The sequence below is a fragment of the Thalassococcus sp. genome, from assembly GCF_982780845.1.
Genome location: NZ_CEYADA010000005.1, coordinates 181,434 through 203,773, shown reverse-complemented (window position 1 = coordinate 203,773; position 22,340 = coordinate 181,434). Strand labels below are relative to the sequence as shown.

The window sequence follows — 22,340 nt, the reverse complement described above, 5'->3', positions numbered from 1 at the left end:
CCTAACGCATTTGAACCGATGGGCCGACCGTATCCGATATCGATAGGTAGACAAAAGCGCGAATTTTACACTGTGCGCTCAATCACAGATCGCATTATGCGACTCGGGCATGATCAAGGCACTTCAAGGAATCATCATTTCAATGATGCCCCCATGCCGGACTGAACGACGGCAAGGGATTACAAACACTGTACTTTTCGAAACACTCAACAACATTGGAGCATCATCATGGCCAAGTATTGCATCGAAAAATTTGAATCCGGCATGCAGGAAAAGAAGGTCTACTGGCGTCAGGACAAGCACGTCCATAACGCCGCGTTGATTACGCAAATCGAGATTTGGTTGGGCCAAAACTATCCGCAGCCCACCGCGTGGACTGTGCGAGCCAATTCCTACCAAGCAAACCAGAATGAACCCCACGGCGCGAACGTCGTTGAATACACAGGCTAGCGGAAAGATGGGTATTCTCGACAATGTTTTGGGGCGGCTCGGGTCGGTCACGAGCCTTCTCAAACCTATCGCCGATCTACACCTTGATGCCACAGGTGGGCACATGGATCGCGCGGCGTTTTACGATGCCTTGCGGGCGTCGCAGACCCAGTTGTTCGGAACAAGCCTGAGCACATCCCGCGTACAAGGGATGGAGGGTATTCTGAACGCAATGGCCGAGGTCGGCGACAACCGGAACGAAACCCTGGCCTATGCTTTGGCCACGGCCTACCACGAAACCGGCGCGCGTATGGTTCCGGTCAGGGAAGGTTTTGCCCCGACCGACGAAGCCGCCATTCGCGATGTCGCCGCTTTGGCGCGCAAGCTTGGCCCAAACAGCCCCCCTGCCCGCTACGGCAAGCCTGCGGGCCCCTACGGCAAAGTCTATTTCGGGCGCGGCCAGATGCAGCTGACATGGCTTGAAAATTACCAGGGGTGCTCTGCAGATGCAGGGACCGATCTGGTGAAAGACCCCGATGCGATGCTGGAACCGAAGATTTCCGCACGTGTTCTGATACGCGGTCTGATGGACGGGCGTTGGAACGGTCAACACAAGGGCATCGCCTTTTATTTGCCGACCAATGGTCAGCCCGACCTGAAAGACGCACGGCGTTGTGTGAATGGAACCGATTGCTGGCAGAAAATCGCCGGCTATTACGAGGCCTTCCTAGCCGCGATCAAAGCCGCCGGTGGATGGAAAACCTGAAAAGTATTTTAAAAAGCACACAAAAAAAAACCGGCAGTGCTATCCCGCTGCCGGTTTTTTCAATTCGTCAGTTGTACGTCCAAGGAGACGACAGGATCAGTGTGTCCACGCGCCGCGGCGATCAACCGCAAAGTTTTCAGCGTAGCCACGTGCACGAACGTTGTGCTTGCGTTTCTTGGGCTCAATCACCTGCGCATCGATGCCGTGATCTTTGGCGTAGTCCAACGCGGCCTCTTTGCTGTCGAATGTCATTTTCACTTGCGTCTGTGTATCCGACGAAGATGTCCAGCCCATCAGCGGATCGACTTCGCGGGACGATTGCTGTGCGAATTCCAGAACCCAATGTTTGGTTTTGGCCTGACCCGAGGACATGGCCGTTTTCGCTGGCTGAAAAATGCGTGCGCGCATGGAATGACTCCTCATTACTTGCAGGTCTTATCGGTGAAACCGCGTCCCAAGACAAGCGTCAGCAGACGGTTTCTGTCAGCAGGCGACACAGATATCGGTTCATGGGGTTGAAGACGGACGCCTGCGGGGCAATTTTAGGCAGGTCACAGGAGATGCTTGATGCACAACAACCGCCCCGACCAGATGCCCGTCCTTCACGCCGCCGCCCCGCCTGTCGCGGCGCGCGAAAAGCTGGAAGGTGGCGTCAAGTTCCGCATGGAAACCCAGTTCAACGCAGCCGGCGACCAGCCGACCGCGATTGCAGAACTGACCAGCGGTATTCTGGACGGCGAACGCAATCAGGTTCTTTTGGGTGCGACGGGTACGGGTAAGACGTTCACGATGGCAAAGGTCATCGAGGAAACCCAGCGCCCCGCCATCATTCTGGCCCCCAACAAAACGCTGGCCGCGCAGCTTTACGGCGAATTCAAAGGCTTCTTCCCAGACAACGCCGTAGAATATTTCGTCAGCTACTACGACTATTACCAGCCCGAGGCCTATGTCCCGCGCTCGGACACCTACATCGAAAAAGAAAGCCAGATTAACGAACAGATCGACCGGATGCGCCACTCGGCCACCCGCGCGCTTTTGGAACGGGACGATGTGATCATCGTGGCGTCGGTGTCCTGCATCTACGGTATCGGTTCGGTCGAAACCTACGGGGCAATGACGCAGGATTTGTATGTTGGCAAAGACTATGACCAACGCGCAGTCATTGCCGATCTGGTGGCCCAGCAATACCGTCGGAATGATCAGGCGTTCCAGCGCGGGTCGTTCCGTGTGCGTGGCGACGTGCTTGAAGTCTTCCCAGCCCACCTTGAAGACCGCGCATGGCGCTTTTCCTTCTTCGGGGAAGAGCTTGAATCAATTACCGAATTCGATCCGCTGACAGGTCAGAAAACCGGCGACTTCGAACGTATCCGCATCTACGCGAATTCGCACTACGTCACCCCTCGCCCAACCATGCAGCAGGCGGTGATCGAGATTAAGAAAGAACTGCGCCAGCGGCTGGACATTCTGGTCAACGAAGGCAAACTGCTTGAGGCGCAACGTCTGGAACAGCGCACCAATTTCGACATCGAAATGCTGGAAGCCACCGGCGTCTGTAACGGCATCGAAAACTATTCCCGCTATCTGACGGGGCGTGCACCCGGTGAACCGCCGCCCACGCTGTTCGAATTCATCCCCGACCACGCGATTGTTTTTGCGGACGAAAGCCACGTATCGGTGCCGCAAATCGGCGGCATGTATCGGGGCGACTTCCGGCGCAAAATGACACTGGCAGAACACGGGTTCCGCCTGCCGTCCTGTATGGACAACCGCCCCCTCAAGTTCGAGGAATGGGACGCCATGCGCCCCCAATCGGTGTTCGTATCCGCCACCCCCGCCGCGTGGGAACTGGAACAATCCGGCGGCGTTTTCACCGAACAGGTCATTCGCCCCACCGGCCTTCTCGATCCGCAAGTCGAAATTCGCCCGGTCGAGATGCAAGTCGATGATTTGCTGGATGAAATCCGCAAAGTCAGCGAAAAAGGCTTCCGCACGCTGGCGACGGTTCTGACAAAACGCATGGCCGAAGACCTGACGGAATACCTGCACGAACAGGGCATTCGCGTGCGCTATATGCACTCGGACATCGACACGATCGAACGGATCGAAATCCTGCGCGACCTGCGGCTAGGTGCGTTCGACGTGCTGGTGGGCATCAACCTTTTGCGCGAGGGTCTGGATATTCCCGAATGTGGTCTGGTCGCCATTCTGGACGCCGACAAAGAAGGCTTCTTGCGGTCTGAAACATCGCTGATCCAGACCATCGGCCGTGCCGCGCGGAACGCCGAAGGCCGCGTGATCATGTATGCTGACAAGATCACTGGTTCGATGGAACGGGCGATGGACGAAACCAATCGCCGTCGCGAAAAGCAGATCGCTTACAACGAAGAACACGGGATCACGCCTGAAACGGTCAAGAAGAACGTCGATGACATTCTGGCGGGCCTTTACCAAGGCGACACCGATCAGGCGCGCGTCACCGCCACCATCGACAAACAACACGCCGGTTCGAACATGCAGGCGGTTATGGAAGGTCTGCGCAATGATATGCGCAAAGCCGCCGAGAACCTTGAGTTCGAAGAAGCCGCCCGCCTTCGCGATGAGCTGAAGCGTCTAGAAGCCGTCGATCTGGCCGTCTCAGATGACCCGCTGGCCCGCCAGCAAGCGGTCGAGCGCGCGTCCGAGGAAGCCGTCAAATCCAAAGGCCGGTCCACCGCCGGACGACCGGGCCAGCGCGGCGGCGTCAAGCGACGCAAAAGGTAAAAGAACTATTTTTTTGGCTTTGAAGGTTTTGGTTTGCTCGGAGGGTTTACAGGCACTGGTTTATTAGAAAGTGTACCAGATGAATTTGTCGTGCCTTTATTAATAGATCGCGTCGGCGGTGGTGCTGGATTCTTTGCCATAAATTTATTGGTGCTAGTTGATGACTGATATCGAACTTATTTCAAAAGAAGCATTGCGACAAACAGAAATTCACTTGGAGGATTTCAATTCCCTAGCAACTTCAGCAGATCAAAGAGCCATGGCTTTTGGCACAATTTTAACTGCAATGGCGACACTTATTGCGGCTTTTGCTAAAAGTTTGCCAGCGCCGCTGCTGTCTTACGTGAGCGCAGCTGCTTTGATCTGCTGCGCGTTGGTTGCAATCTCATCGTCGTTACCGAGAAGTTTTCACGTACGCGGTCATTATTGGAGCGAATGGAAAGGTCATATTGAAGATAAGGATAAATATATTGACGTTATACAATCACAGGCAGAAGAAAATGATGCTCGAATACGTTGCAATTACAAGCTTCTCGAAAAGTCAGCAAAACGGTATCGCTGGGCTTATACCTTAGCATTGTGGACGTCCTGTTTCTTTGTCGGATCTCAATTAGGCGGCGTACTTTGATCATGGGAACAAAAACGAAATACACATTCTTTGTATTTTTGTTCTTATCGCTGACGTCCTGCGCCACACCGGCACAAAAATGCGCGCTGGATGCCGAGGCTGATCTTCGCAAGACGCGCAACGACATCAAAGAGCTTCAGGCAACCGTTGATCGCGGTTACGGCCTGCGCGAAATCACCCATTACGTGCCGGTTCAATCCACCTGCGAACGGGGAAGCGGCGCCCGCGTCACGCGCTATACCTGCACCCAATACGAATTCCGGACACAGGACGTTCGCGATTCAGTTGATCTGAAAAAGATATCGGCCGAACTCGCATCTCTCAAAGCTAAGCTGCCTGATGTTCAGGCGCAGGCGGAACTGGCCGTCGCGCAATGTGAAGCGACTTACAAGCCGACACCCTAGCGCCGATCCGCAGTCAAAATTTTTCAAATTTCTGGAACCAAAACGCACCCGAAACGGTTGAGCCTGCAGAACACAGGAGAAAACCAATGGGTTATAGTCTTTTTGGATTAATCATTCTGATTGCCGACTTGTATGCAATCTATCAAACACTGACTTCTAGCGCATCGACCGCAGCTAAGGTCGTCTGGACGCTTGTCATTCTGTTCCTGCCGGTGATCGGTCTGATCGCATGGCTTGTCGCAGGCCCGCGCGGCGACACAGTTCGCGTCTAATAAAAGGTAACGGGATGGATAGAGCCATCCATCCCGTCCTCCCTTAGCGGATGACGTGAACCGAGCAACCGGCATGTCGCACAACGCGCGACGCGGTCGAGCCCAGAAACCAATCCGCCAAACCCGGTTTGTGAGACCGGATGACGATCAGATCGCACCCATCTTCCTGCGCTGTATCGTTGATGATCATCGGAGGATGACCAAGCAGCACTTTCAGATCGATGTGGCTGTCTTCGTGCAAAACTTCTTTCATCTGCGCCTCGACCTCGTCCCGCGAGTTGTCAAAGGCAGTCAGCGGCACCTCGGCCATGACGTAGCTTGCCGCCATTTCCACAACAGACAAAACTGTCAGCTTGGCGTCTTCGTCCGCCAAGGCACGTGCCACGGCGACGGATTCCAACAATGTGCCTTCATGATCGGGCGCAATCGGGATCAGGATATTTTTGTACATAGCGCACCTCCTAGGGCGCACTATGGCTATGATTCTGGATCGCCACCTTGATCTAGATCAGGTTCTGTTAGCCACACCAAACCCGCGTGACGACGCCCTTGTCGTCCAGATCGACATTTACCCGATCCGGCCAGTAATCCTTGGTCACCATCGTGCCGGGCGGAATAATCCGAAGCTTGCGGCCCGCTTCGACGCCCAAGCTATCAACGTGTTGACCGATCCAGAACTCATAGTCCGACGCTTTGCATTCTTTCCCCTCGACAGGGCCTATAACAGGCGCGCCCGCGTCCTCGGTCTGGCAAGCCGCCAAAAAGCCGAGAACAAGAAATGAAATGATCAATGGGCGTAGTGGCATCTGAAACTCTTATTCAGCCTGAATGACGGACTAACCAGAGCCTACAAAATTAGCCCCATTTCGAAAGATGAAAATTGGCGATGGCATTTGCAGGCGGGATTTGGCCACTCGACCCCACCAAACAAAAAAAACGCCCCCAAGATGGGGGCGCAGTTGCTCTCGTGCTTGTAGACCGAGATCAGGCGGGGACATCTGCACGGTCACCCAAGGTGACCGAGACGGTTTGTTCCTGACCCCGGCGTAGCAGAGTGATTTCAACTTCCGTGCCAGGTGCCTTGATCGCGATGGCGCGTGTCAGATCACGCGGTGTCTCGACCTCTTCACCGTTCACGGACAGAACGATATCACCCTGTTTGAACCCTGCTTTTTCCGCAGGTGTATCGGCGGTGACGTCAGCCACCATCACGCCTTTGCCCTCATCAAAGCCAAGCGCCATGGCGACCTCTTCGCTGACAGGCTGAATGCGAACGCCCAGCCAGCCGCGCTGGACTGTGCCATCGTCGGACAGATCGGCAATCACATCAGAGGCCAGATCGGACGGGACCGAGAAACCGATACCAACAGAACCGCCTGTCGGGGAAATGATTGCGGTGTTCACGCCGATCACCTCGCCCGCTTCGTTGAACAGCGGACCGCCCGAGTTGCCGCGGTTGATGGCGGCATCTGTCTGGATGAAGTTATCAAACGGACCTGCATTGATATCGCGGCCCAATGCCGACACGATGCCTGTGGTCACGGTGTTGCCCAGTCCGAACGGGTTGCCCATCGCGATAACGTTCTGACCCACCTTCAGCGCGTCAGAGTCGCCAAAGCTGACGTAATCCAGACCTTCTGCCTCGATATCCAGCAGCGCGATATCTGTTGTGTTATCAGCACCTTTGACTTCGGCGATATAGCTGGTGCCGTCCTCGAATGTGACCTTCACCTCATCCGCGCCTTCGATGACATGGGCGTTGGTGACGATCTGGCCATCAGCCGAAATCACAAAGCCGGTGCCTGCCCCGCGCATTTCGCCGCCGTTCGGGCCCTGACCCGGCATATTCGGCATCGGCAGACCAAAGCGGCGCTGGAACTCTTCCCATGGGAAATCCGGTTGTCCGTTCTCAGCCGACACTTTCTGCGCTTTCTTGGTGACCTCAATGGTCACGACAGATGGGCTAAGTTCCGCAACCAGATCGATGTAGTTCACACCGGCCTGCGGCGCTGCGTTTACCGGCGTGGCGCCCTGCCCCACCGTCAGTGCCGCTGCACTGATAGCAAGCGCTGCCACAGCTGTGCTTGAGGCAAGCTTACGGACGACATTGGAATTGGAAGACTGCATGAAACTCTCCTTGCTCAACACATGCGACCGGTTGGCTCCGTCGCGATCACAGCAAAGATCGTGGTCAAAGATTACACGGACATCCGCGCGAAGATTACAAATTCATAATCTTTCGCCTGCTCACAAAGGGTTGAAAACGCGCGCGTCCATCCCAATCCTGTAAGGATCGGAACCGGAACCCGTCTATGAAACTGCTTTTTGTCGAAGATGATCAGACCACTGCGGACTATGTGATGCGCGGCCTTTCCGAGGAAGGCCACAGCGTCGATCACTTCGCGTCCGGCAAAGAAGCGCTGACACAGGCGATGAACACTGCCTATGACGTGCTGATCATCGACCGGATGCTGCCTGATCTGGATGGCTTATCGCTGATCAAATCCCTGCGCAGTGCAAAAATCAGCACCCCCGCGATTTTTCTGACCGCGATGAGCGGGCTTGAAGACCGCATCGACGGGCTGCGCGCGGGCGGTGATGATTATCTGGTGAAACCCTTTGCCTTTGGCGAACTGTCGGCGCGGGTGGCTGCACTGGGGCGCCGCCTACCGATGGCCGCGACTGTGGATACGGTTTTGAAAGCGGGGGATCTTGAGATGGATCTGGTGGCCCGCACGGTTACGCGATCGGGTCAGACCATCGATCTGCTCCCACGGGAATTCAGCCTGCTTGAACACTTGCTGCGCCGCAAGGGGCGCGTGCAGACGCGCACGATGCTTTTGGAAGGCGTCTGGAACATCCACTTTGACCCGCAAACCAATGTTGTTGAAACACATATCAGCCGATTGCGATCCAAGGTGGACAAGCCGTTTAACCGCGATTTGATCTTAACCGTGCGCGGTTCAGGCTATAAGATCGACGGATGAGCATCATTCCCCAAAACTGGCCAAGATTGCTACGGTCTACGCCGCTTAGACTGGCCTTTTTGCTCATCATACTCTTTACAATAATCAATCTCCTTACTGTATCTGGGGCCTACATCACCCTAAAGAACCGCACCGAAGGCGATATTCGCGAAAACATCACCGCGGAACTGTCCGGCTTTGATGTTGCCGCCACTGCGGGTGCCTTACGCACGCTTGTAGACGCCAAAGCGCGGGCCACGGACCCTGCCGCGCGGGTCTATCTGTTTGTGGGTGATGACGGAAGGACGGCCGGCAACGCCCGCGCGATGCGCGAAAACAATCGGGTCATCCTGAAAGAACTCAACGAAGAGCTGCCGCTAAGCGAAGCAGGCTATCTTCAGGAAACGCGCCGCCTGTCCTCTGGCGTTCTGGTGGTAGCCGAAAGCCTTGAACCCGTGGTCGCGTTACGGCGCACCTTTGTCACCATCCTTGCGCTGACATTTCTTCCTTCTGCTCTGACCTCGGTCGCCTTGGGTCTTTGGATTGCTCGGCGGTCAGCCCGTAGGGTCGCACGGATCGAGGCCACCTTGGGCCAGATCGCTGCCGGTGACCTGACGGCACGCTATTCCGAACAAACAAACCGCCGCGATGACCTGTCGCGCATTGGCGAAGGCGTCAACAGGATGGCTGAGAAACAGGAAGCGGCGGTCACAGCCTTGCGTCAGGTTTCGGCGGACATCGCCCATGACCTGCGCACCCCCCTGCAGCGGATCGCCGTTTTATTGTCAGACCTGAGCGGCCAGTTGGAAGACGGAACCGAGCAAGCGAAAATCGCCGACCGCGCAACGGACGAGGCCAACAGGGCTGTATCGGTGTTCCAATCTCTGCTGCAAATCGCCCAGATTGAAGGCGGCGCGCCCACCGCTGATTTCCAAAACATCGATCTGGTGACCATCGTGCGCGAGATGATCGACCTTTACGAACCCTCGGCCGATGATGCAGGCATCGCCTTGGGCCATGCCCTGCCTGTCAGTCCGGTCTTTGTGCACGGGGATCGCACGATGGTCAGCCAAGCGCTTGCAAACATTTTGGAAAATGCCCTTCGGCACGGAAAAAGCGGCAAGGTCATCCACGTGTCTGTAGACGAGTCTGAGGCTGGGGCGCGATTGGTCGTATCGGACAACGGCCCCGGCATTCCCGCCGAAGAGCGCGACAAGGTTCTGCAACGGCTGTACCGGTTGGAACAAAGCAGAACGACGCCAGGTAATGGGTTGGGGCTGTCGCTTGTCGCAGCCATCGCACAGCTGCACGACGCCGACCTAACACTGGCCGACAACAACCCAGGTTTGCGCGTGTCTCTGACGTTTCCGAAGGTTGCTTAGTGCAGGACGTTGCTGCCGTTCTTCAGGATTACCGGCACGATCAACTCTTCTTCATCCACAAGATGCCGATCCAGCATTTTGTTGAACGACAAAAGCTCTTCTCGGAAGACACCGATTTCCGATGTGTCCTGCAAAACCCCGTTCGCAGCATTTGCAAACCCGCTAAGCAAGCCGTCCATGGCATGGTGGTCTTTGTCTAGGATATCAAAGCCACGCTGAAGTGATGGCTCGAGCCCGCTTAATTGCGGGAAATAATGGTGGTCTTCGATGTTGTGATGCCCGTGCAGTTCCTGCACCAATCCACCCCCAAAACGCGCCAGTCGGGGCTTGTACAGCATCAGATCCATTTTGCCGTCCATGGCTTGTTCGGCATCTTCCTGGAGCGCACCCGTCAACTGGCGAAACATCATGTGGCGGCCCAGCCAGAACTCGACCAGACCGGCAAAGTTCTTGTGCTGCGTCCACCCTTCACGAGGATAGGTTTCCAGCAGAACGCGCAGCGCGTCCGGCAAAGCAGTTCGGTGCTCTAGGGCAAGAAGATCATCTGTCATGGGCGCATCCTGTTTCGCGTCTACTTGGCACAGTGTTCTGCGCTGTCAAACCATCCGCCTTGCACAGCGGTTGTGCCTTGGCGCTCAGACGCGAGAATAGGCGTGACCCCACCGTTGCAACAAAGCCTGCTGCAGATTCTTGGCCCGCCCGTTCCAACTCGAGGCGCCGCGGGGGCGTTCGCGTTCCGCCTTGGGAATAATTGCGCGCCTTTCCGTATCGGCACTGAAGATAGCAAAGGCCAGTTCGGTGCCGTCTGGCAGATCACAAAATCCGGCCAAAGAACTGACGAAATTCAGCGTTCCTGTCTTGGCGTTGATATCGATATCTGGCGGATCAAGGCGGCGCAGAACCTCACCTCTTACTTTAATTTCCTTAAGTATCGACTTGATATCCAATGATTTACTCAATTCCATCAACGTCGAAACCATCGCGCCGGCAGAAATTCGGCTTTGATCGCCAAGGCCCGAGTGATCCACAAAGCCAAGGTTCATAACCCCAAGCCCCTGATGCGCCCAATCGTTCATTTGCGCCGCCGATTGCGCCAGAGTTTGCGGCTGGCCACCACGCGCAACCGAGGCCGCCAAGCCAACGATCTCGGCTGTCAGATTGGTCGAATACTTCAGCATATCGCGCAAGATGTCGTTGAGCGGCGCGCTGGAAATGCGGGCGACTTCGACTGTTTCAGGAAGCGCAGAAATCACCTGCGGATGTTTAACCCGAACGCCCTGTGCCCCGAGCATCGTCTGAAACACCTCGCCTGCGTAAAGTTCGGGCTTGCGAACCGGTAACCAGCGCGCCCCTCCTTTGCCCAGAGCGCCCCGTGCGACGGTCCAATCATCGTAGCCCGAGGCGCTGACGTAGGTGTAAACCGGCAAATCCCGCTGGACGACCCGCATCTTGGAAATCGTGACATCAGGGCGGTATTTGTCCGACCGCCCATCCATGGTCACAGCGTACCCCTGCCCCGATCGCCGCCATTCAAAGTGCACGCGATTGAAGTTCAGGTTCAGGCCAGAAACCGCCGGGTTATAGCCGACGTGATCAGGCTGAGCCGGATCGATCAGCTCCATCCGCGGAAGCGCCCCGCCCCAAACCAGAAACTTGCCCCGCACCTCGCGCAGTCCGGCCTTTTTCGCACGTGCAGCCAGGTCGGCCATCATGTTGGTATCAAGCGTCGGGTCGCCCCCGCCCGCAAGGATCAGATCGCCATCCAACACACCGTTCGCTATCGGCGCTGTCGCCAATAGACGCGTGGAAAAGACATGTTCGGGACCCAGTGAATCCAGCGCATATCCGGCTGTCACCGCCTTAGCCACGCTCGCGGGCGGCAACGCGACTTCGGCGTTCATCGCCTCAAGCACTTCGCCAGTCTGGATATTGACCACCGCAAATCCAACATCACCCCCCAGATTGGCCTGATCGACCAACTGCTGCGCAGAGGGGATAGATTTTCGGAAGAAATCAGGGCCACGATCCTTGGGCCGCAAAGATGTAAGCGGCGCTTCGGCCAGCGCGGGATGCGCCAATGCGGCCAGGGTCGTTCCCAGAAAAAAGCGGCGCGAAATTGCGGTGTTGGGCGTCTTGATCATAAGGCCGAGTTAAGACGTGCCGTAGCGGCAAGATCAAGTGAAATGGCCGTTACTTTTGGGCGTTTTCTGCGCCTTGGTCGCCCGCACGATGCCTCCAGGCCCCCTGCGCACGTATCGCGGTTGAACTTTGGCTCACCATGGGTACGTTCACAAAGCACCATGCAGGCGCATCGCACAAAGGCAAAAGATGCGCTTCTTCCTGCCGTAGACGCGCATGCAGGAATATCCGCGCCGCGGGCGACGTGCGGGCCGATATCCGGTCACCCGGACGGGCCAGAACGCCCACGGGGACTGTTCCCATGATACCCTGCCAGTGATCCCAGCGATGGAACTGCCGAAGGTTATCGGCCCCCATAAGCCAGACAAAATTCACCCCCTGATGCAGAGATTTCAGCGCGGCGATCGTGTCGGCGGTATAGCGTGTGCCCAACCGGCTTTCTGCGTCCGAGATAGTGACACGCGGATCATCCATCACAGCCCGCGCACGGTTCATCCGCTGCTCAAGCGGCGCAGGCCCCCTTGCTTTCAAAGGGTTTCCCGGACTGACCAGCCACACCACCCGATCCAGCCCAAACCGGCGCAACGCCTCGCGGGTGATATGCGCATGACCATCATGAGCCGGATCAAAAGACCCGCCCAACAGCCCGACACGCAGGCCCTTCGTCAAATGCAATCCGGTTTTCACTGTCCCGACAACCCTGTGCACACTTGGGTAAGCCCCTCAAAACACTGGAAGGACACGGATTGCAACGGGAACATCAGATCCATGCGTTGCGACTGTGCCTTTTGTCTGCCCATCTGAGGTGCGACAAACCCCATCAAATCCACAAGTTTCAGGGAAGTTTCATTGCCCTTATTCCGGCAATTCGATACATCCCAGCAAAATTCCAGTTCTGCGAAGGATCACACAATGGCGTCTTACCAATACGTCTATCACATGGACGGCGTGTCCAAGACCTACCCCGGCGGCAAAAAATGCTTCGAGAACATCCGCTTGTCATTCCTGCCTGGCGTGAAGATCGGTGTTGTCGGCGTCAACGGCGCGGGTAAATCGACCCTGCTGAAAATCATGGCCGGCCTCGACAAAGAATTCTCGGGCGAAGCATGGGCGGCCGAAGGCGCGCGTGTTGGCTACCTCCCACAAGAGCCTGAACTGGACCCGAGCCTCGATGTGCGTGGCAACGTGATGCTGGGCGTGGCCGAGAAAAAGGCCAAGCTGGATCGTTTCAACGAACTGGCGATGAACTATTCCGACGAAACCGCCGACGAAATGGCCCAACTGCAGGACGAGATCGACTCGAGCAACCTGTGGGATCTAGACAGCCAGATCGACGTCGCGATGGAGGCCCTGCGCTGCCCGCCGGATGATGCCGATGTATCCACCCTGTCAGGCGGTGAAAAGCGCCGCGTTGCGCTGTGTAAGCTTCTGCTGGAAGCGCCCGACATGCTACTGCTCGACGAACCGACCAACCACCTTGATGCGGAAACCATCGCGTGGCTGCAAAACCACCTGATCGAATACAAGGGTACGATCCTCTGCGTGACGCACGACCGTTACTTCCTTGACGATATCACAGGCTGGATTCTGGAACTCGACCGTGGTCGCGGCATCCCCTACGAGGGCAATTACTCTGCATGGCTGGAACAAAAGGCCAAGCGTCTGGAGCAGGAAGCCCGCGAAGACAAAGCCAAGCAGAAAACGCTGGAACGCGAATTGGAATGGATGCGTCAGGGTGCCAAAGCCCGTCAGGCGAAATCCAAGGCGCGTATCGCGGCCTACGAACAGATGGCGGACCAGTCCGAGCGCGAACGCGTCGGCAAGGCCCAGATCGTTATCCCGAACGGCCCGCGTATGGGCAGCAAGGTGATCGAGGTCGAAAACCTGAAGAAAGCCATGGGCGACAAGCTTCTGATCGAAGATCTTTCCTTCTCGCTGCCCCCCGGTGGCATTGTTGGCGTCATTGGCCCGAACGGTGCGGGTAAATCGACGCTGTTCAAGATGCTGACCGGTCAGGAACAACCTGATGCAGGCTCGGTTTCCTTTGGCGACACGGTCAAGCTGTCCTATGTGGACCAGTCCCGTGACGATCTGGACCCCGACAACAACGTTTGGGAAGCGATCTCGGGCGGTGCCGAACTGATCAAGCTGGGTGATGCTGAAGTGAACTCCCGCGCGTACTGTGGGGCATTCAACTTCAAAGGTGGCGACCAGCAGAAGAAAGTCGGCCTGTTGTCCGGTGGTGAACGCAACCGTGTTCACATGGCGCGCCTGCTGAAAGACGGCGGCAACGTGCTGCTGCTCGACGAACCGACAAACGACTTGGACGTGGAAACACTGCGTGCACTGGAAGACGCACTGGTCGACTTCGCGGGCTGCGCCGTGGTCATCTCGCACGACCGTTTCTTCCTCGACCGGATTTGTACGCACATTCTGGCGTTCGAAGGCGAAGCCCACGTGGAATGGTTCGAAGGTAACTTCGAAGACTACGAAGAAGACAAGAAACGCCGTCTGGGTGCCGACGCACTGGAGCCCAAGCGCGTGAAGTTCAAAAAATTCACACGCTAAGGCGACTTAGAAAAACGCAATGGCGCAATCGGCAGAAACCGGTTGCGCCATTTTCTTTTGGTGGCTCGACATTTAAGGGCCGCCAGCGCAGCCTGCCCGAATGACAGCTGATCGTCCCTTACTTGGCATCGCCCTGATGATGGGCTTTTGCGTGCTGGCGCCTTTGGCCGACGCGCTGGCCAAGGTTGTTGGCGGAACGGTCCCTATCCTCGAGTTGATCCTGATCCGGTTTCTGTTTCAGGCGCTGCTGATGCCGCCTGTGATGGCGACCGGCGGGCTAAAGCCCTTGCCCCGCAAAACCATTTTGCGGATCATTCTGCGCACGGTTCTGCACATCATCGGTATTGGTTGCATGTTTACGGGGCTCAAGTATCTGCCCCTGGCAGATGCCGTGGCCATCGCCTTTGTGATGCCGTTCATCATGCTGCTGTTGGGCAAGGTGTTTCTGGGCGAAGAGGTCGGGCCGCGTCGGCTGATCGCCTGTGCCATCGGGTTTATCGGCACGCTTCTGGTGTTACAGCCCGCTTTTGCCGACACCGGCTGGCCCGCGCTTTTGCCATTGTGCGTCGCGGTGGTGTTTGCGCTGTTCATGCTGGTCACCCGCCAGATCGCGAAAGAGGTCGACGCAGTGCCGCTACAGGCGATCAGCGGGGTAATTGCTGTAATTTTGCTGCTGCCCGTCTGGGTTTATCTGGGCGCGCCTTCGCCTTTCCGGTTTGACGGAACGACTCTCTGGCTGCTTGTTGCCATCGGCGTCTTGGGCACCGGTGGCCACCTGCTTATGACATGGGCCTTGCGTTTCGCGCCCGCCGCCTCGCTTGCCCCCATGCAATATCTGGAAATTCCGATGGCAACGCTGTTCGGCTATCTGATCTTCAGCGACCTGCCCGGCCCCATGGCCAGTCTTGGCATCGCGCTGACCATTGCCGCAGGCGTCTATATTATCTTGCGCGAACGGGCCATGTATCAGGCGCGTCCAGCAGCGCCGATTTAAGAACATCGGCGTATTCGGCGGGCAGAATGATCACCATATCCGGTCCGTCCATCTGTAGTTTAACCGGCCCTGTAGCCTCGTTTGAGGTGCCAACCGTTCCATTCGGCGCAAAATCGATGCCATCAATCGGCCAACGCAGGCCTTCTGATCTCCCTGTCACCGCGCCCATCGGGAACAAAGACACCCGCGTGGTTGGCGGTAGATTAAGCTCCAGATTGGGCGGACATATCGCAACAATATCCGACTGCCCCATAAGCATGATCCGCTGATCAGCCCTGCGGCTCAGAACCGTCAGCACCGCCAACTGATGATCAACCCGCGCGCCCAGAAAGCCCAACGCCAGAATTAGTGGAGCGTTGATATTGCGCAGGCATTTGTCGAAATCGGTGGTGTCCTGTTCGGCAATATGATGCACGCATCCCGCAGGCAGCGCGGCGCGCACCTGGGGCGAAATGGAGTCCATGTCACCGATCACTGCGTCGGGAATGACGCCCATCCCGATCAGCACATCTGCGCCGCTGTCAGCCGCCACTACGGCGCCAACTGTTTCCAAAACTTGGGTAATATCAGCGGGCAGCACATCGCCACCACCGACCAGAAGCACAGGTTTTGAGCTATTTATCAGGCGTTCAATCATGACGACTTAATGGCTTTTTCAGAAAGCGACCACAATAACGACATGAAATGATACGCTCGTTGGCACAGATTCGGTCGTCTTTGGTCCACCTCAACCGCTAAACAGTTTGTTGCGAAAAGACTGAAAGTGAGCAGGAAATGGTCAGTTCGAGCAAAATTTTAACAGTAAGCTATGGCACTTTTTCGTGCACCTTGGAGGGATTCGACGATTCCTTCGAGATGATGAAGGCTATTTCTGAATACTTCCGCGATCTCGCGCAGGAAGACCGCTATTTCGGGGCAGAGCCGCCCACACCGGACGCAGAAATGCTGGCCCGTATTGCAGAACGCGAAGTCGCCCGTCGGGTTGATGCCCGTCTGGAAAACGGCGGTGTCGTTTTGCGCCCGTCTTTGGGCCAAGCCGCAGCCGTAGCAACTGCCGCCGCTGCTGCCACACCCACAGCTGCGCAAGATGATGCACCCAAGGCAACACCAGCCCCCCAAGAATCGCAAAGCACTGAGACTGCGCCCGACGACCTGCCCGTCGATGCCGATCAAGATATAACTGCCATTCAGGAAACTGACGAAGCCAACATTCAGGCCGATGAAACGCAAGAAGCAAACGGTATCGCAGCCATTGCCGAAAGTGTCATCGACACCGAGGAAGAGCTGATCGATGCCTCCGCTTTGGAAGACGTCGTTGCCCCCAAAGCGGAAACCGTACGCCCTGCCCTGACCGATCCATCCAGCGTCGCGGCAAAACTCAGCCGTATTCGTGCGGTTGTTGAAAGCAATGAGCACCGCGAAGAGGACATTGCAGACGACTTTACCGAAGATCAGCATGCAGAAGCCTTTGAAACAGAAGAACATCTGACCTTTGACGATCTGATCGACGAAGATTTCGAAGATGAGCTCGCGCCAGCGGCCGAGATCAAAGAAGACGTCCAAGACGAAGAGTTCGACGCCGATGCCATGGCGCGTATCATGGCAGATCAGGACGATCCCGAAGCAATCGCCGACGCCCCTGAAGCCGAAGTTTTGCTTGATGACGACGAAGATGATGACGGCACGCTTGCCGATACTCTGGCCAGCGTTCTTGCGGATCAGGACAGCCTGGATGACGACGACCAGATCGACGCGCCTGATGATCTGGCCGCGGAAGAAGCCGAACTCGACGGTGAGTTTGAGGATGAGGCGCCGAAAAAGCAGCTTATCCGCTCACGTGCACGGGTCGTTCGCGTAAAACGCGCCGCCTTTGATGCGGCTGTTGCGGCCGGTGTGGTCGAAGCTGCTGATGATGCGGAAAACGACGACGCACAGGAAGTGGCGCAAAGCGTGACACCTGACATCGAAAGCTCGCTCAGCGATGAAGACGAAGAGGCTCTGACACGCGAACTTGCGAATTTGGAAGACGAATTCGTGGCCGACGACGACGAGGAAGATGACTTCGACGCAGCACTTGCCAGCGCCTTCGAAGACGACGACGACCTTGAGGACGAAGACGAGCCTCTGGAACTGTCGCAAGACGAAGACGAATTCGACGACGAAGATGAAGTCGCCGAAGACAAAAGCGTCGATGCCTTCTTTGATGACCAGGACGAAGATGACGACGAAGAAGTCAGCATGTTCGCCGAGGAAGACGACGAAGATGAAGACGATGAATTCAGCCGCGAGTTGGAAGATGTCTTCTCGGACGAGAATTTTGAAGACGACCTTGCGGATCTTGAACCATCGATGGTGGCAGAGCCCGAGATCGAGGTTGACCTGTCAGAGGCCGTCTCCGAGGTACGCCGCGCCGTCAAGATGTCCAGCCCGGGCCGTGCCCTGCTGACAGAAGGCAAGGTCGGCGAAGACGGATCATCGGTGTCGCGCATTCTGGATGAAACCAACCAGCAACTGGACGAACCGGAAGGCAACCGCCGCCGGAACGCCATCGCGCATCTGCGCGCTGCCGTCGCCGCAACCCGCGCCGACCGCATTCTGGGCGGCAAATCCAAAGCCAAAGAAGAAGCGGACCCTTACCGCGAGGATCTGGCCACCGTTGTGCGCCCGCGTCGCCCGCAAGCGACCGCGCAAACACCGCGCCCGTCACGTCCGGATCAGAACAAACCGGCCCCGCTGAAACTGGTGGCTGAACAGCGCATCGACCGACCGGAAGATGCGGCACCGATCCGCCCGCGCCGTGTTTCCCGCAAAGTCGAGGATGTGGCCCAGCCTGCTTCGAATGATGAAGGCTTTGCAGAATATGCGGAACGTGTTGGCGCGACCGATCTTGCAGAAATGCTTGAGGCAGCCGCAGCTTACATGTCCTTTGTTGAGGGTCAGGATGCCTTCTCGCGCCCGCAGCTTATGGCCAAAATGCGCGAAGCGGATGCGACAGACTACAGTCGCGAAGACCGCCTGAGAAGCTTTGGCACCCTTCTGCGTGAGGGAAAAATTGCAAAGCTGGAAGGTGGTAAGTTCGCAGTGTCCGACAACATCGGCTTTCAGCCCAAAGCACGGGCTGCCGGCTGATCACACAGTTTGATTTGCAAAAAAGCGGGCATTGCCCGCTTTTTTTATGCGTCAACCAAGGCGCGTGCCAATGAGTTTTGCTGATTGATCACCTGCGCCAACGGAATGGTTGTGATCTGTCGGTCCCGAACGATCTGGCGACCTTCCACAAACAAATCGCGCACCTGCATTGGGCCTGCCAACAGCAGCGCCGCGGGGTCCCAACTACCTGCGCTTTCGATGCCTGACACGTCCCAAATCGCAATATCGGCCCGTTTCCCAACAGCGACCTGCCCGCAATCGGTGCGCCCCAAAACCTCGGCCCCGCCACGTGTCGCAATGTAAAGCGCCTCACGCGCGCTCATAGCGTCAGCTCCGTTGGCCACGCGTTGCAACAGCATGGTCTGGCGCGCCTCGGCCATCAGGTTGCCCGCATCGTTTGATGCCGACCCGTCTACCCCCAGCCCCACAGGCACCCCGGCATCCCGCATCGCCCGCACCGGAGCGATCCCCGAGCCAAGACGGCAATTCGAACAAGGGCAATGTGCCACGCCGGTGCGGCTGTCTGCGAACAGGCGGATTTCACGGCCATCGAGCTTGACACAATGAGCATGCCAAACGTCCGATCCTGTCCAACCCAAATCCTCGGCGTACTGGCCGGGACGGCAGCCGAAAGTTTCCAGACTATAGGCAATATCTTCTTCGTTTTCAGCAAGATGGGTGTGCATCATCACCCCCTTGTCGCGCGCAAGAATGGCGGCATCCCGCATCAATTCGCGGCTGACGGAGAACGGCGAACACGGCGCAACACCGACCCGGACCATCGCGCCTTCGCTTGGGTCATGAAACGCGTCAATCACGCGGATGCAATCGTTCAGAATGGCGTCTTCGTTCTCGACCAGACTGTCCGGCGGCAGACCGCCGCTGCTTTCTCCGATCGACATCGCGCCGCGCGTCGCATGAAACCGCAGCCCAATCTCGCGTGCGGCGTCAATGGTGTCATCAAGGCGTGCGCCATTGGGATAGAGGTAGAGATGATCAGACGTCAGTGTGCAGCCACTCAGCGCCAGTTCTGCCAGGCCGATCAACGCAGACACACGCATTTCTTCGGGTCCGAAGCGGGACCAGATTGGATAGAGCGTTTTCAGCCAACCGAAAAGCAGCGCATCCTGCCCGCCCGGTACGGCACGGGTCAGGGTTTGGTACAGATGGTGATGCGTGTTGACCAAACCCGGTGTGACGACGCAGTTTTTCGCGTCAACGACTTCGCCTGATGTCGACAGGCCGACACCGATATCCGCGATAACACCGTCGCGCAGCAATAGATCGTGGCCGGTCAACTCTGATCCGGCGTCGTTCATGGTCAGAATAGTGTGGGCATTCCGGATCAGAAATTCGGTCATATCACTACCCTAGGTCTTTTTATCGCTTTTGGATTGCGGCAAGCGCCTGTGCGTGGATATCGGCGTTGGCGGCAGCAATAACCTGCCCGCCATTGTGCGCCGGATTTCCGTTCCAATCCGTGACGATCCCGCCTGCGGCCTCGATCACCGCCATGGGTGCCTGAATGTCGTATGCATTCAGGCCGGCCTCAATCACCAGATCGATCTGCCCCGCAGCAATCAGAGCGTATGCATAGCAGTCCATCCCGTAGCGCGTCAGCTTGCATTTTTCGGCAACCCTTTGAAAGGCCGCCATTTCATCGGGCGTGCCGACTTCGGGGAATGTCGTCATGATCAGGGCGTCGGACAAATCGCGGGTGGCGCGCGTGCCTAAGGACCGGTCGCCCATCGGACCGGAGTAGGTAGACAGACCAAAGCCGCCGCAGAACCGTTCCCCGATATAAGGCTGATCCACGATGCCGAACTTTGGGCCAGCCTCATCGGACACAGCAATCAGCACGCCCCACGTCGGTGCACCGGCCATGAACGCGCGCGTGCCATCGATCGGATCAAGCACCCACGTCCAGCCGCTGGTCCCCTCTGCATGGCCATATTCTTCGCCCAGAATACCGTCATCAGGGCGACGTTCGGCCAGTATCGCCCGCATCGCACGCTCGGCCGCTTTGTCTGCCTCGGTGACCGGATCAAATCCGCCGTCCAACTTATTTTCGATAGAAAGGTCAGCGCCACGGAACACAGGCAAGATCGCAGCACGTGCAGCATCAGCCAACGCATGTGCCGTTTCGATCAATTGCTGTGTTTCAGGAGTTTGGGCCTGCGTCATCATGCATCTCCGTATCGCTCAGGCCTTGGCTATCGGAGAATGTCCGGCGGGACAATCGCGCCCCGCCGGAAAAGCTGAATTATGCAACGTCGGACAGAACACGCGCCAGTTCGAACAAACGACGGCGCTGGTTTTCCGGAATTGCATAATACGAACGCACAAGATCCAGCGCTTCTTTATCGCCCATCAGATCAGACGGAACGCTGGCTGCGCTGGTGTTTTCAGACGCTTCCGAGTCGATCCCTTCGAAGAAGAAGCTGACCGGAACCTCAAGTGCATCAGAGATGTCCCATAGTCGCGATGCGCTGACGCGGTTTGCGCCTGTTTCGTATTTCTGGATTTGCTGGAACTTGATCCCAACTTTTTCGGCGAGCTGCTGCTGGGTCATGCCAACCAGCCACCGCCGGTGTCGGATACGTTTTCCGACATGCACGTCTACAGGATGTGTCATCCAATTACCCCTTGGGTTTGAAACCATTTCAAAAGTGAAAAAGGACCAAGCCTTGCGGCGTGGCACCCGATCCACCGACTCAAACGCCAGCACCCCCTTAGCGTCAGACCTTTCTACTACATTCCCGCTATACGGGGCAAGCAAATCTATTACTAAAAGTGGAATGGATTAATTTCACTCAATTTTAAGGCGATAGGAATTTAGCGCCTGGTAAAACGGACCAGACGTCGCAGTTGACCTTGCACTCACAAATCCGCATCAAACATCAACGACGGAGGAACAGCAGAATGCGCGCTTTTACAGTCACATCTCACGAAACTAGCCCGGAACTGGTCGAAACCGACCGTCCAGAGCCCGGTAAGAATCAAATTCTGGTGAAGATTGAAGCCTGTGGCCTCAATTTCGCTGACCTCCTAATGATCAAAGGGACCTACCAAGAAACGCCACAACTTCCCTTTGTGTTAGGGATGGAAGTTGCCGGAACGGTCGAAAAACTGGGTGCAGGCGTTGAAAATTTCGTGATCGGCGACCGGATTGCGGTATTCGGCGGCCAAGGCGGCCTTGCAGAATACGGCGTTTATGATGCCTCGCGCGCAGTTAAATTGCCGGACCAGATGGATTTCGTGAATGCCGCCGCTTTTCAGGTCGCCTATGGCACCAGCCACCTAGCACTGGATCATCGCGCGCATCTGAAGCCCGGTGAAACGCTGTTGGTTTTGGGCGCTGCGGGTGGCGTGGGCCTTACCGCGGTTGAGATCGGTAAAGTCATGGGCGCAACAGTTGTCGCTTGTGCCCGTGGCGAAGAAAAGCTGGCTGCGGCCAAGGCCATGGGGGCCGATCACCTGATCGATGCCTCGAGCCAAGACATTCGCGCCGAAATGAAGGCGCTCGGCGGTGCGGATGTCGTGTATGACCCCGTCGGGGGCGATCAATTCATCGCCGCGTTCCGCGCCTGCAACCCCGAGGCCCGCGTACTGCCAATCGGATTCGCATCAGGCGACGTCCCGCAAATCAAAGCCAACCACCTGTTGGTCAAGAACATCACGGTTATGGGCCTGTATTGGGGCGGCTATCTGGCGTTTAACCCAAAGGCCCTGACAGACAGTCTGGCCACGTTGATGGACTGGTTCTGCGAAGGCAAAATCAAGCCGCACGTCAGCCATGTCCTACCGCTGGAACAAGCTGCCGAAGGTCTGGACCTGTTGGCCAAGCGCAAATCCACCGGCAAGGTCGTCATCACGATGTGA

Annotated in this window: 23 protein-coding genes; 12 read left to right on the top strand and 11 right to left on the bottom strand. The window is 56.9% G+C overall.

All coding sequences use genetic code 11. The features are described 5' to 3' along the window. The first annotated feature begins 228 nt into the window (after nt 1–228). Nucleotides 229–450, top strand: a complete 222-nt coding sequence (locus AC4FIA_RS07835) for a hypothetical protein (RefSeq protein ID WP_490365389.1) — start codon at nt 229–231, stop codon at nt 448–450. Between the two features lie 7 nt (nt 451–457). Continuing rightward, nucleotides 458–1,195: a glycoside hydrolase family 19 protein gene (locus AC4FIA_RS07830; RefSeq protein WP_490365388.1), complete on the top strand. Its 738-nt coding sequence runs from the start codon at nt 458–460 to the stop codon at nt 1,193–1,195. Between the two features lie 96 nt (nt 1,196–1,291). On the opposite strand, the gene AC4FIA_RS07825 is transcribed toward AC4FIA_RS07830, so the two are convergent. Further along, nucleotides 1,292–1,603 (bottom strand): ETC complex I subunit, encoded by a 312-nt coding sequence (locus AC4FIA_RS07825; protein WP_287475758.1) that lies wholly within the window; start codon nt 1,601–1,603, stop codon nt 1,292–1,294. 159 nt (nt 1,604–1,762) lie between these two features. Between AC4FIA_RS07825 and uvrB the strand changes: the two genes are divergently transcribed. From uvrB to AC4FIA_RS07805, 4 genes are all read left to right on the top strand, one after another. Next, nucleotides 1,763–3,955, top strand: coding sequence for an excinuclease ABC subunit UvrB (gene uvrB, locus AC4FIA_RS07820; RefSeq protein ID WP_490365387.1), 2,193 nt, complete (start codon nt 1,763–1,765; stop codon nt 3,953–3,955). A gap of 160 nt (nt 3,956–4,115) precedes the next feature. After that, nucleotides 4,116–4,583: a hypothetical protein gene (locus AC4FIA_RS07815; protein WP_490365386.1), complete on the top strand. Its 468-nt coding sequence runs from the start codon at nt 4,116–4,118 to the stop codon at nt 4,581–4,583. A 2-nt stretch (nt 4,584–4,585) separates the two neighbouring features. Then, complete coding sequence (locus AC4FIA_RS07810; protein WP_490365385.1) at nt 4,586–4,987, top strand: hypothetical protein; 402 nt, start codon at nt 4,586–4,588, stop codon at nt 4,985–4,987. An 86-nt stretch (nt 4,988–5,073) separates the two neighbouring features. Beyond that, complete coding sequence (locus AC4FIA_RS07805; RefSeq protein WP_490365384.1) at nt 5,074–5,259, top strand: PLD nuclease N-terminal domain-containing protein; 186 nt, start codon at nt 5,074–5,076, stop codon at nt 5,257–5,259. A gap of 43 nt (nt 5,260–5,302) precedes the next feature. On the opposite strand, the gene AC4FIA_RS07800 is transcribed toward AC4FIA_RS07805, so the two are convergent. The 3 genes from AC4FIA_RS07800 to AC4FIA_RS07790 all read right to left on the bottom strand — a co-directional run bounded on the left by AC4FIA_RS07800 (nt 5,303) and on the right by AC4FIA_RS07790 (nt 7,386). Next, nucleotides 5,303–5,710 (bottom strand): universal stress protein, encoded by a 408-nt coding sequence (locus tag AC4FIA_RS07800; RefSeq protein ID WP_287475761.1) that lies wholly within the window; start codon nt 5,708–5,710, stop codon nt 5,303–5,305. 67 nt (nt 5,711–5,777) lie between these two features. Then, nucleotides 5,778–6,065 (bottom strand): I78 family peptidase inhibitor, encoded by a 288-nt coding sequence (locus AC4FIA_RS07795; RefSeq protein WP_490365383.1) that lies wholly within the window; start codon nt 6,063–6,065, stop codon nt 5,778–5,780. A gap of 178 nt (nt 6,066–6,243) precedes the next feature. Further along, nucleotides 6,244–7,386 carry a S1C family serine protease gene (locus AC4FIA_RS07790; protein WP_490365382.1) on the bottom strand — a complete coding sequence of 381 codons (1,143 nt, stop codon included), beginning with the start codon at nt 7,384–7,386 and terminating at the stop codon, nt 6,244–6,246. Between the two features lie 185 nt (nt 7,387–7,571). Here AC4FIA_RS07790 and AC4FIA_RS07785 point away from each other — a divergent pair, with 185 nt between their 5' ends. Together AC4FIA_RS07785 and AC4FIA_RS07780 are read left to right on the top strand one after the other, a co-directional pair. Then, complete coding sequence (locus tag AC4FIA_RS07785) at nt 7,572–8,246, top strand: winged helix-turn-helix domain-containing protein (protein ID WP_490365381.1); 675 nt, start codon at nt 7,572–7,574, stop codon at nt 8,244–8,246. 59 nt (nt 8,247–8,305) lie between these two features. After that, nucleotides 8,306–9,607 carry a sensor histidine kinase gene (locus tag AC4FIA_RS07780; protein ID WP_490365380.1) on the top strand — a complete coding sequence of 434 codons (1,302 nt, stop codon included), beginning with the start codon at nt 8,306–8,308 and terminating at the stop codon, nt 9,605–9,607. On the opposite strand, the gene AC4FIA_RS07775 is transcribed toward AC4FIA_RS07780, so the two are convergent. From AC4FIA_RS07775 to AC4FIA_RS07765, 3 genes are all read right to left on the bottom strand, one after another. Beyond that, nucleotides 9,604–10,158, bottom strand: a complete 555-nt coding sequence (locus AC4FIA_RS07775) for a hemerythrin domain-containing protein (RefSeq protein ID WP_490365379.1) — start codon at nt 10,156–10,158, stop codon at nt 9,604–9,606. The genes AC4FIA_RS07780 and AC4FIA_RS07775 overlap by 4 nt on opposite strands. A gap of 84 nt (nt 10,159–10,242) precedes the next feature. After that, nucleotides 10,243–11,748 carry a D-alanyl-D-alanine carboxypeptidase/D-alanyl-D-alanine endopeptidase gene (dacB, locus tag AC4FIA_RS07770; protein WP_490365378.1) on the bottom strand — a complete coding sequence of 502 codons (1,506 nt, stop codon included), beginning with the start codon at nt 11,746–11,748 and terminating at the stop codon, nt 10,243–10,245. 49 nt (nt 11,749–11,797) lie between these two features. Then, nucleotides 11,798–12,433 carry a nicotinate-nucleotide adenylyltransferase gene (locus AC4FIA_RS07765; RefSeq protein WP_488050355.1) on the bottom strand — a complete coding sequence of 212 codons (636 nt, stop codon included), beginning with the start codon at nt 12,431–12,433 and terminating at the stop codon, nt 11,798–11,800. A gap of 225 nt (nt 12,434–12,658) precedes the next feature. Between AC4FIA_RS07765 and ettA the strand changes: the two genes are divergently transcribed. Together ettA and AC4FIA_RS07755 are read left to right on the top strand one after the other, a co-directional pair. Beyond that, a complete protein-coding gene (ettA, locus tag AC4FIA_RS07760) occupies nt 12,659–14,314 on the top strand; it encodes an energy-dependent translational throttle protein EttA (RefSeq protein ID WP_488050354.1) in 1,656 nt (551 codons plus the stop codon). A gap of 100 nt (nt 14,315–14,414) precedes the next feature. Beyond that, nucleotides 14,415–15,308, top strand: a complete 894-nt coding sequence (locus AC4FIA_RS07755) for a DMT family transporter (protein WP_490365377.1) — start codon at nt 14,415–14,417, stop codon at nt 15,306–15,308. Here the strand turns inward: AC4FIA_RS07755 and AC4FIA_RS07750 are convergent. After that, nucleotides 15,256–15,945, bottom strand: coding sequence for a thiamine diphosphokinase (locus tag AC4FIA_RS07750; protein WP_490365376.1), 690 nt, complete (start codon nt 15,943–15,945; stop codon nt 15,256–15,258). The genes AC4FIA_RS07755 and AC4FIA_RS07750 overlap by 53 nt on opposite strands. A 218-nt stretch (nt 15,946–16,163) precedes the next feature. On the opposite strand from AC4FIA_RS07750, the gene AC4FIA_RS07745 reads away from it, so the two are divergent. Beyond that, on the top strand, nt 16,164–18,437 hold the full coding sequence (locus tag AC4FIA_RS07745; RefSeq protein WP_490365375.1) for a hypothetical protein: 2,274 nt from the start codon (nt 16,164–16,166) through the stop codon (nt 18,435–18,437). A 44-nt stretch (nt 18,438–18,481) separates the two neighbouring features. Here AC4FIA_RS07745 and AC4FIA_RS07740 read toward each other — a convergent pair whose 3' ends face one another. From AC4FIA_RS07740 to AC4FIA_RS07730, 3 genes are all read right to left on the bottom strand, one after another. Then, on the bottom strand, nt 18,482–19,819 hold the full coding sequence (locus AC4FIA_RS07740) for an 8-oxoguanine deaminase (RefSeq protein WP_490365374.1): 1,338 nt from the start codon (nt 19,817–19,819) through the stop codon (nt 18,482–18,484). 19 nt (nt 19,820–19,838) lie between these two features. Further along, nucleotides 19,839–20,642, bottom strand: coding sequence for a histidinol-phosphatase (gene hisN / locus AC4FIA_RS07735; RefSeq protein ID WP_490365373.1), 804 nt, complete (start codon nt 20,640–20,642; stop codon nt 19,839–19,841). Between the two features lie 79 nt (nt 20,643–20,721). Then, nucleotides 20,722–21,093: a helix-turn-helix domain-containing protein gene (locus AC4FIA_RS07730; RefSeq protein ID WP_103911250.1), complete on the bottom strand. Its 372-nt coding sequence runs from the start codon at nt 21,091–21,093 to the stop codon at nt 20,722–20,724. Between the two features lie 287 nt (nt 21,094–21,380). Here AC4FIA_RS07730 and AC4FIA_RS07725 point away from each other — a divergent pair, with 287 nt between their 5' ends. After that, complete coding sequence (locus AC4FIA_RS07725) at nt 21,381–22,340, top strand: NADPH:quinone oxidoreductase family protein (RefSeq protein ID WP_490365372.1); 960 nt, start codon at nt 21,381–21,383, stop codon at nt 22,338–22,340.

Bases quoted from the DNA above. Each gene is read 5' to 3' on its own strand.
- AC4FIA_RS07785 (WP_490365381.1), top strand. From the start codon at position 7,572: ATGAAACTGCTTTTTGTCGAAGATGATCAGACCACTGCGGACTATGTG.
- hisN (WP_490365373.1), bottom strand. From the start codon at position 20,642: ATGACGCAGGCCCAAACTCCTGAAACACAGCAATTGATCGAAACGGCA.
- AC4FIA_RS07775 (WP_490365379.1), bottom strand. From the start codon at position 10,158: ATGACAGATGATCTTCTTGCCCTAGAGCACCGAACTGCTTTGCCGGAC.
- AC4FIA_RS07790 (WP_490365382.1), bottom strand. From the start codon at position 7,386: ATGCAGTCTTCCAATTCCAATGTCGTCCGTAAGCTTGCCTCAAGCACA.
- AC4FIA_RS07795 (WP_490365383.1), bottom strand. From the start codon at position 6,065: ATGCCACTACGCCCATTGATCATTTCATTTCTTGTTCTCGGCTTTTTG.
- AC4FIA_RS07740 (WP_490365374.1), bottom strand. From the start codon at position 19,819: ATGACCGAATTTCTGATCCGGAATGCCCACACTATTCTGACCATGAAC.
- AC4FIA_RS07810 (WP_490365385.1), top strand. From the start codon at position 4,586: ATGGGAACAAAAACGAAATACACATTCTTTGTATTTTTGTTCTTATCG.
- AC4FIA_RS07825 (WP_287475758.1), bottom strand. From the start codon at position 1,603: ATGCGCGCACGCATTTTTCAGCCAGCGAAAACGGCCATGTCCTCGGGT.
- dacB (WP_490365378.1), bottom strand. From the start codon at position 11,748: ATGATCAAGACGCCCAACACCGCAATTTCGCGCCGCTTTTTTCTGGGA.
- uvrB (WP_490365387.1), top strand. From the start codon at position 1,763: ATGCACAACAACCGCCCCGACCAGATGCCCGTCCTTCACGCCGCCGCC.
- AC4FIA_RS07830 (WP_490365388.1), top strand. From the start codon at position 458: ATGGGTATTCTCGACAATGTTTTGGGGCGGCTCGGGTCGGTCACGAGC.
- AC4FIA_RS07755 (WP_490365377.1), top strand. From the start codon at position 14,415: ATGACAGCTGATCGTCCCTTACTTGGCATCGCCCTGATGATGGGCTTT.
- ettA (WP_488050354.1), top strand. From the start codon at position 12,659: ATGGCGTCTTACCAATACGTCTATCACATGGACGGCGTGTCCAAGACC.
- AC4FIA_RS07725 (WP_490365372.1), top strand. From the start codon at position 21,381: ATGCGCGCTTTTACAGTCACATCTCACGAAACTAGCCCGGAACTGGTC.
- AC4FIA_RS07750 (WP_490365376.1), bottom strand. From the start codon at position 15,945: ATGATTGAACGCCTGATAAATAGCTCAAAACCTGTGCTTCTGGTCGGT.
- AC4FIA_RS07730 (WP_103911250.1), bottom strand. From the start codon at position 21,093: ATGACACATCCTGTAGACGTGCATGTCGGAAAACGTATCCGACACCGG.
- AC4FIA_RS07835 (WP_490365389.1), top strand. From the start codon at position 229: ATGGCCAAGTATTGCATCGAAAAATTTGAATCCGGCATGCAGGAAAAG.
- AC4FIA_RS07800 (WP_287475761.1), bottom strand. From the start codon at position 5,710: ATGTACAAAAATATCCTGATCCCGATTGCGCCCGATCATGAAGGCACA.
- AC4FIA_RS07745 (WP_490365375.1), top strand. From the start codon at position 16,164: ATGATGAAGGCTATTTCTGAATACTTCCGCGATCTCGCGCAGGAAGAC.
- AC4FIA_RS07815 (WP_490365386.1), top strand. From the start codon at position 4,116: ATGACTGATATCGAACTTATTTCAAAAGAAGCATTGCGACAAACAGAA.
- AC4FIA_RS07805 (WP_490365384.1), top strand. From the start codon at position 5,074: ATGGGTTATAGTCTTTTTGGATTAATCATTCTGATTGCCGACTTGTAT.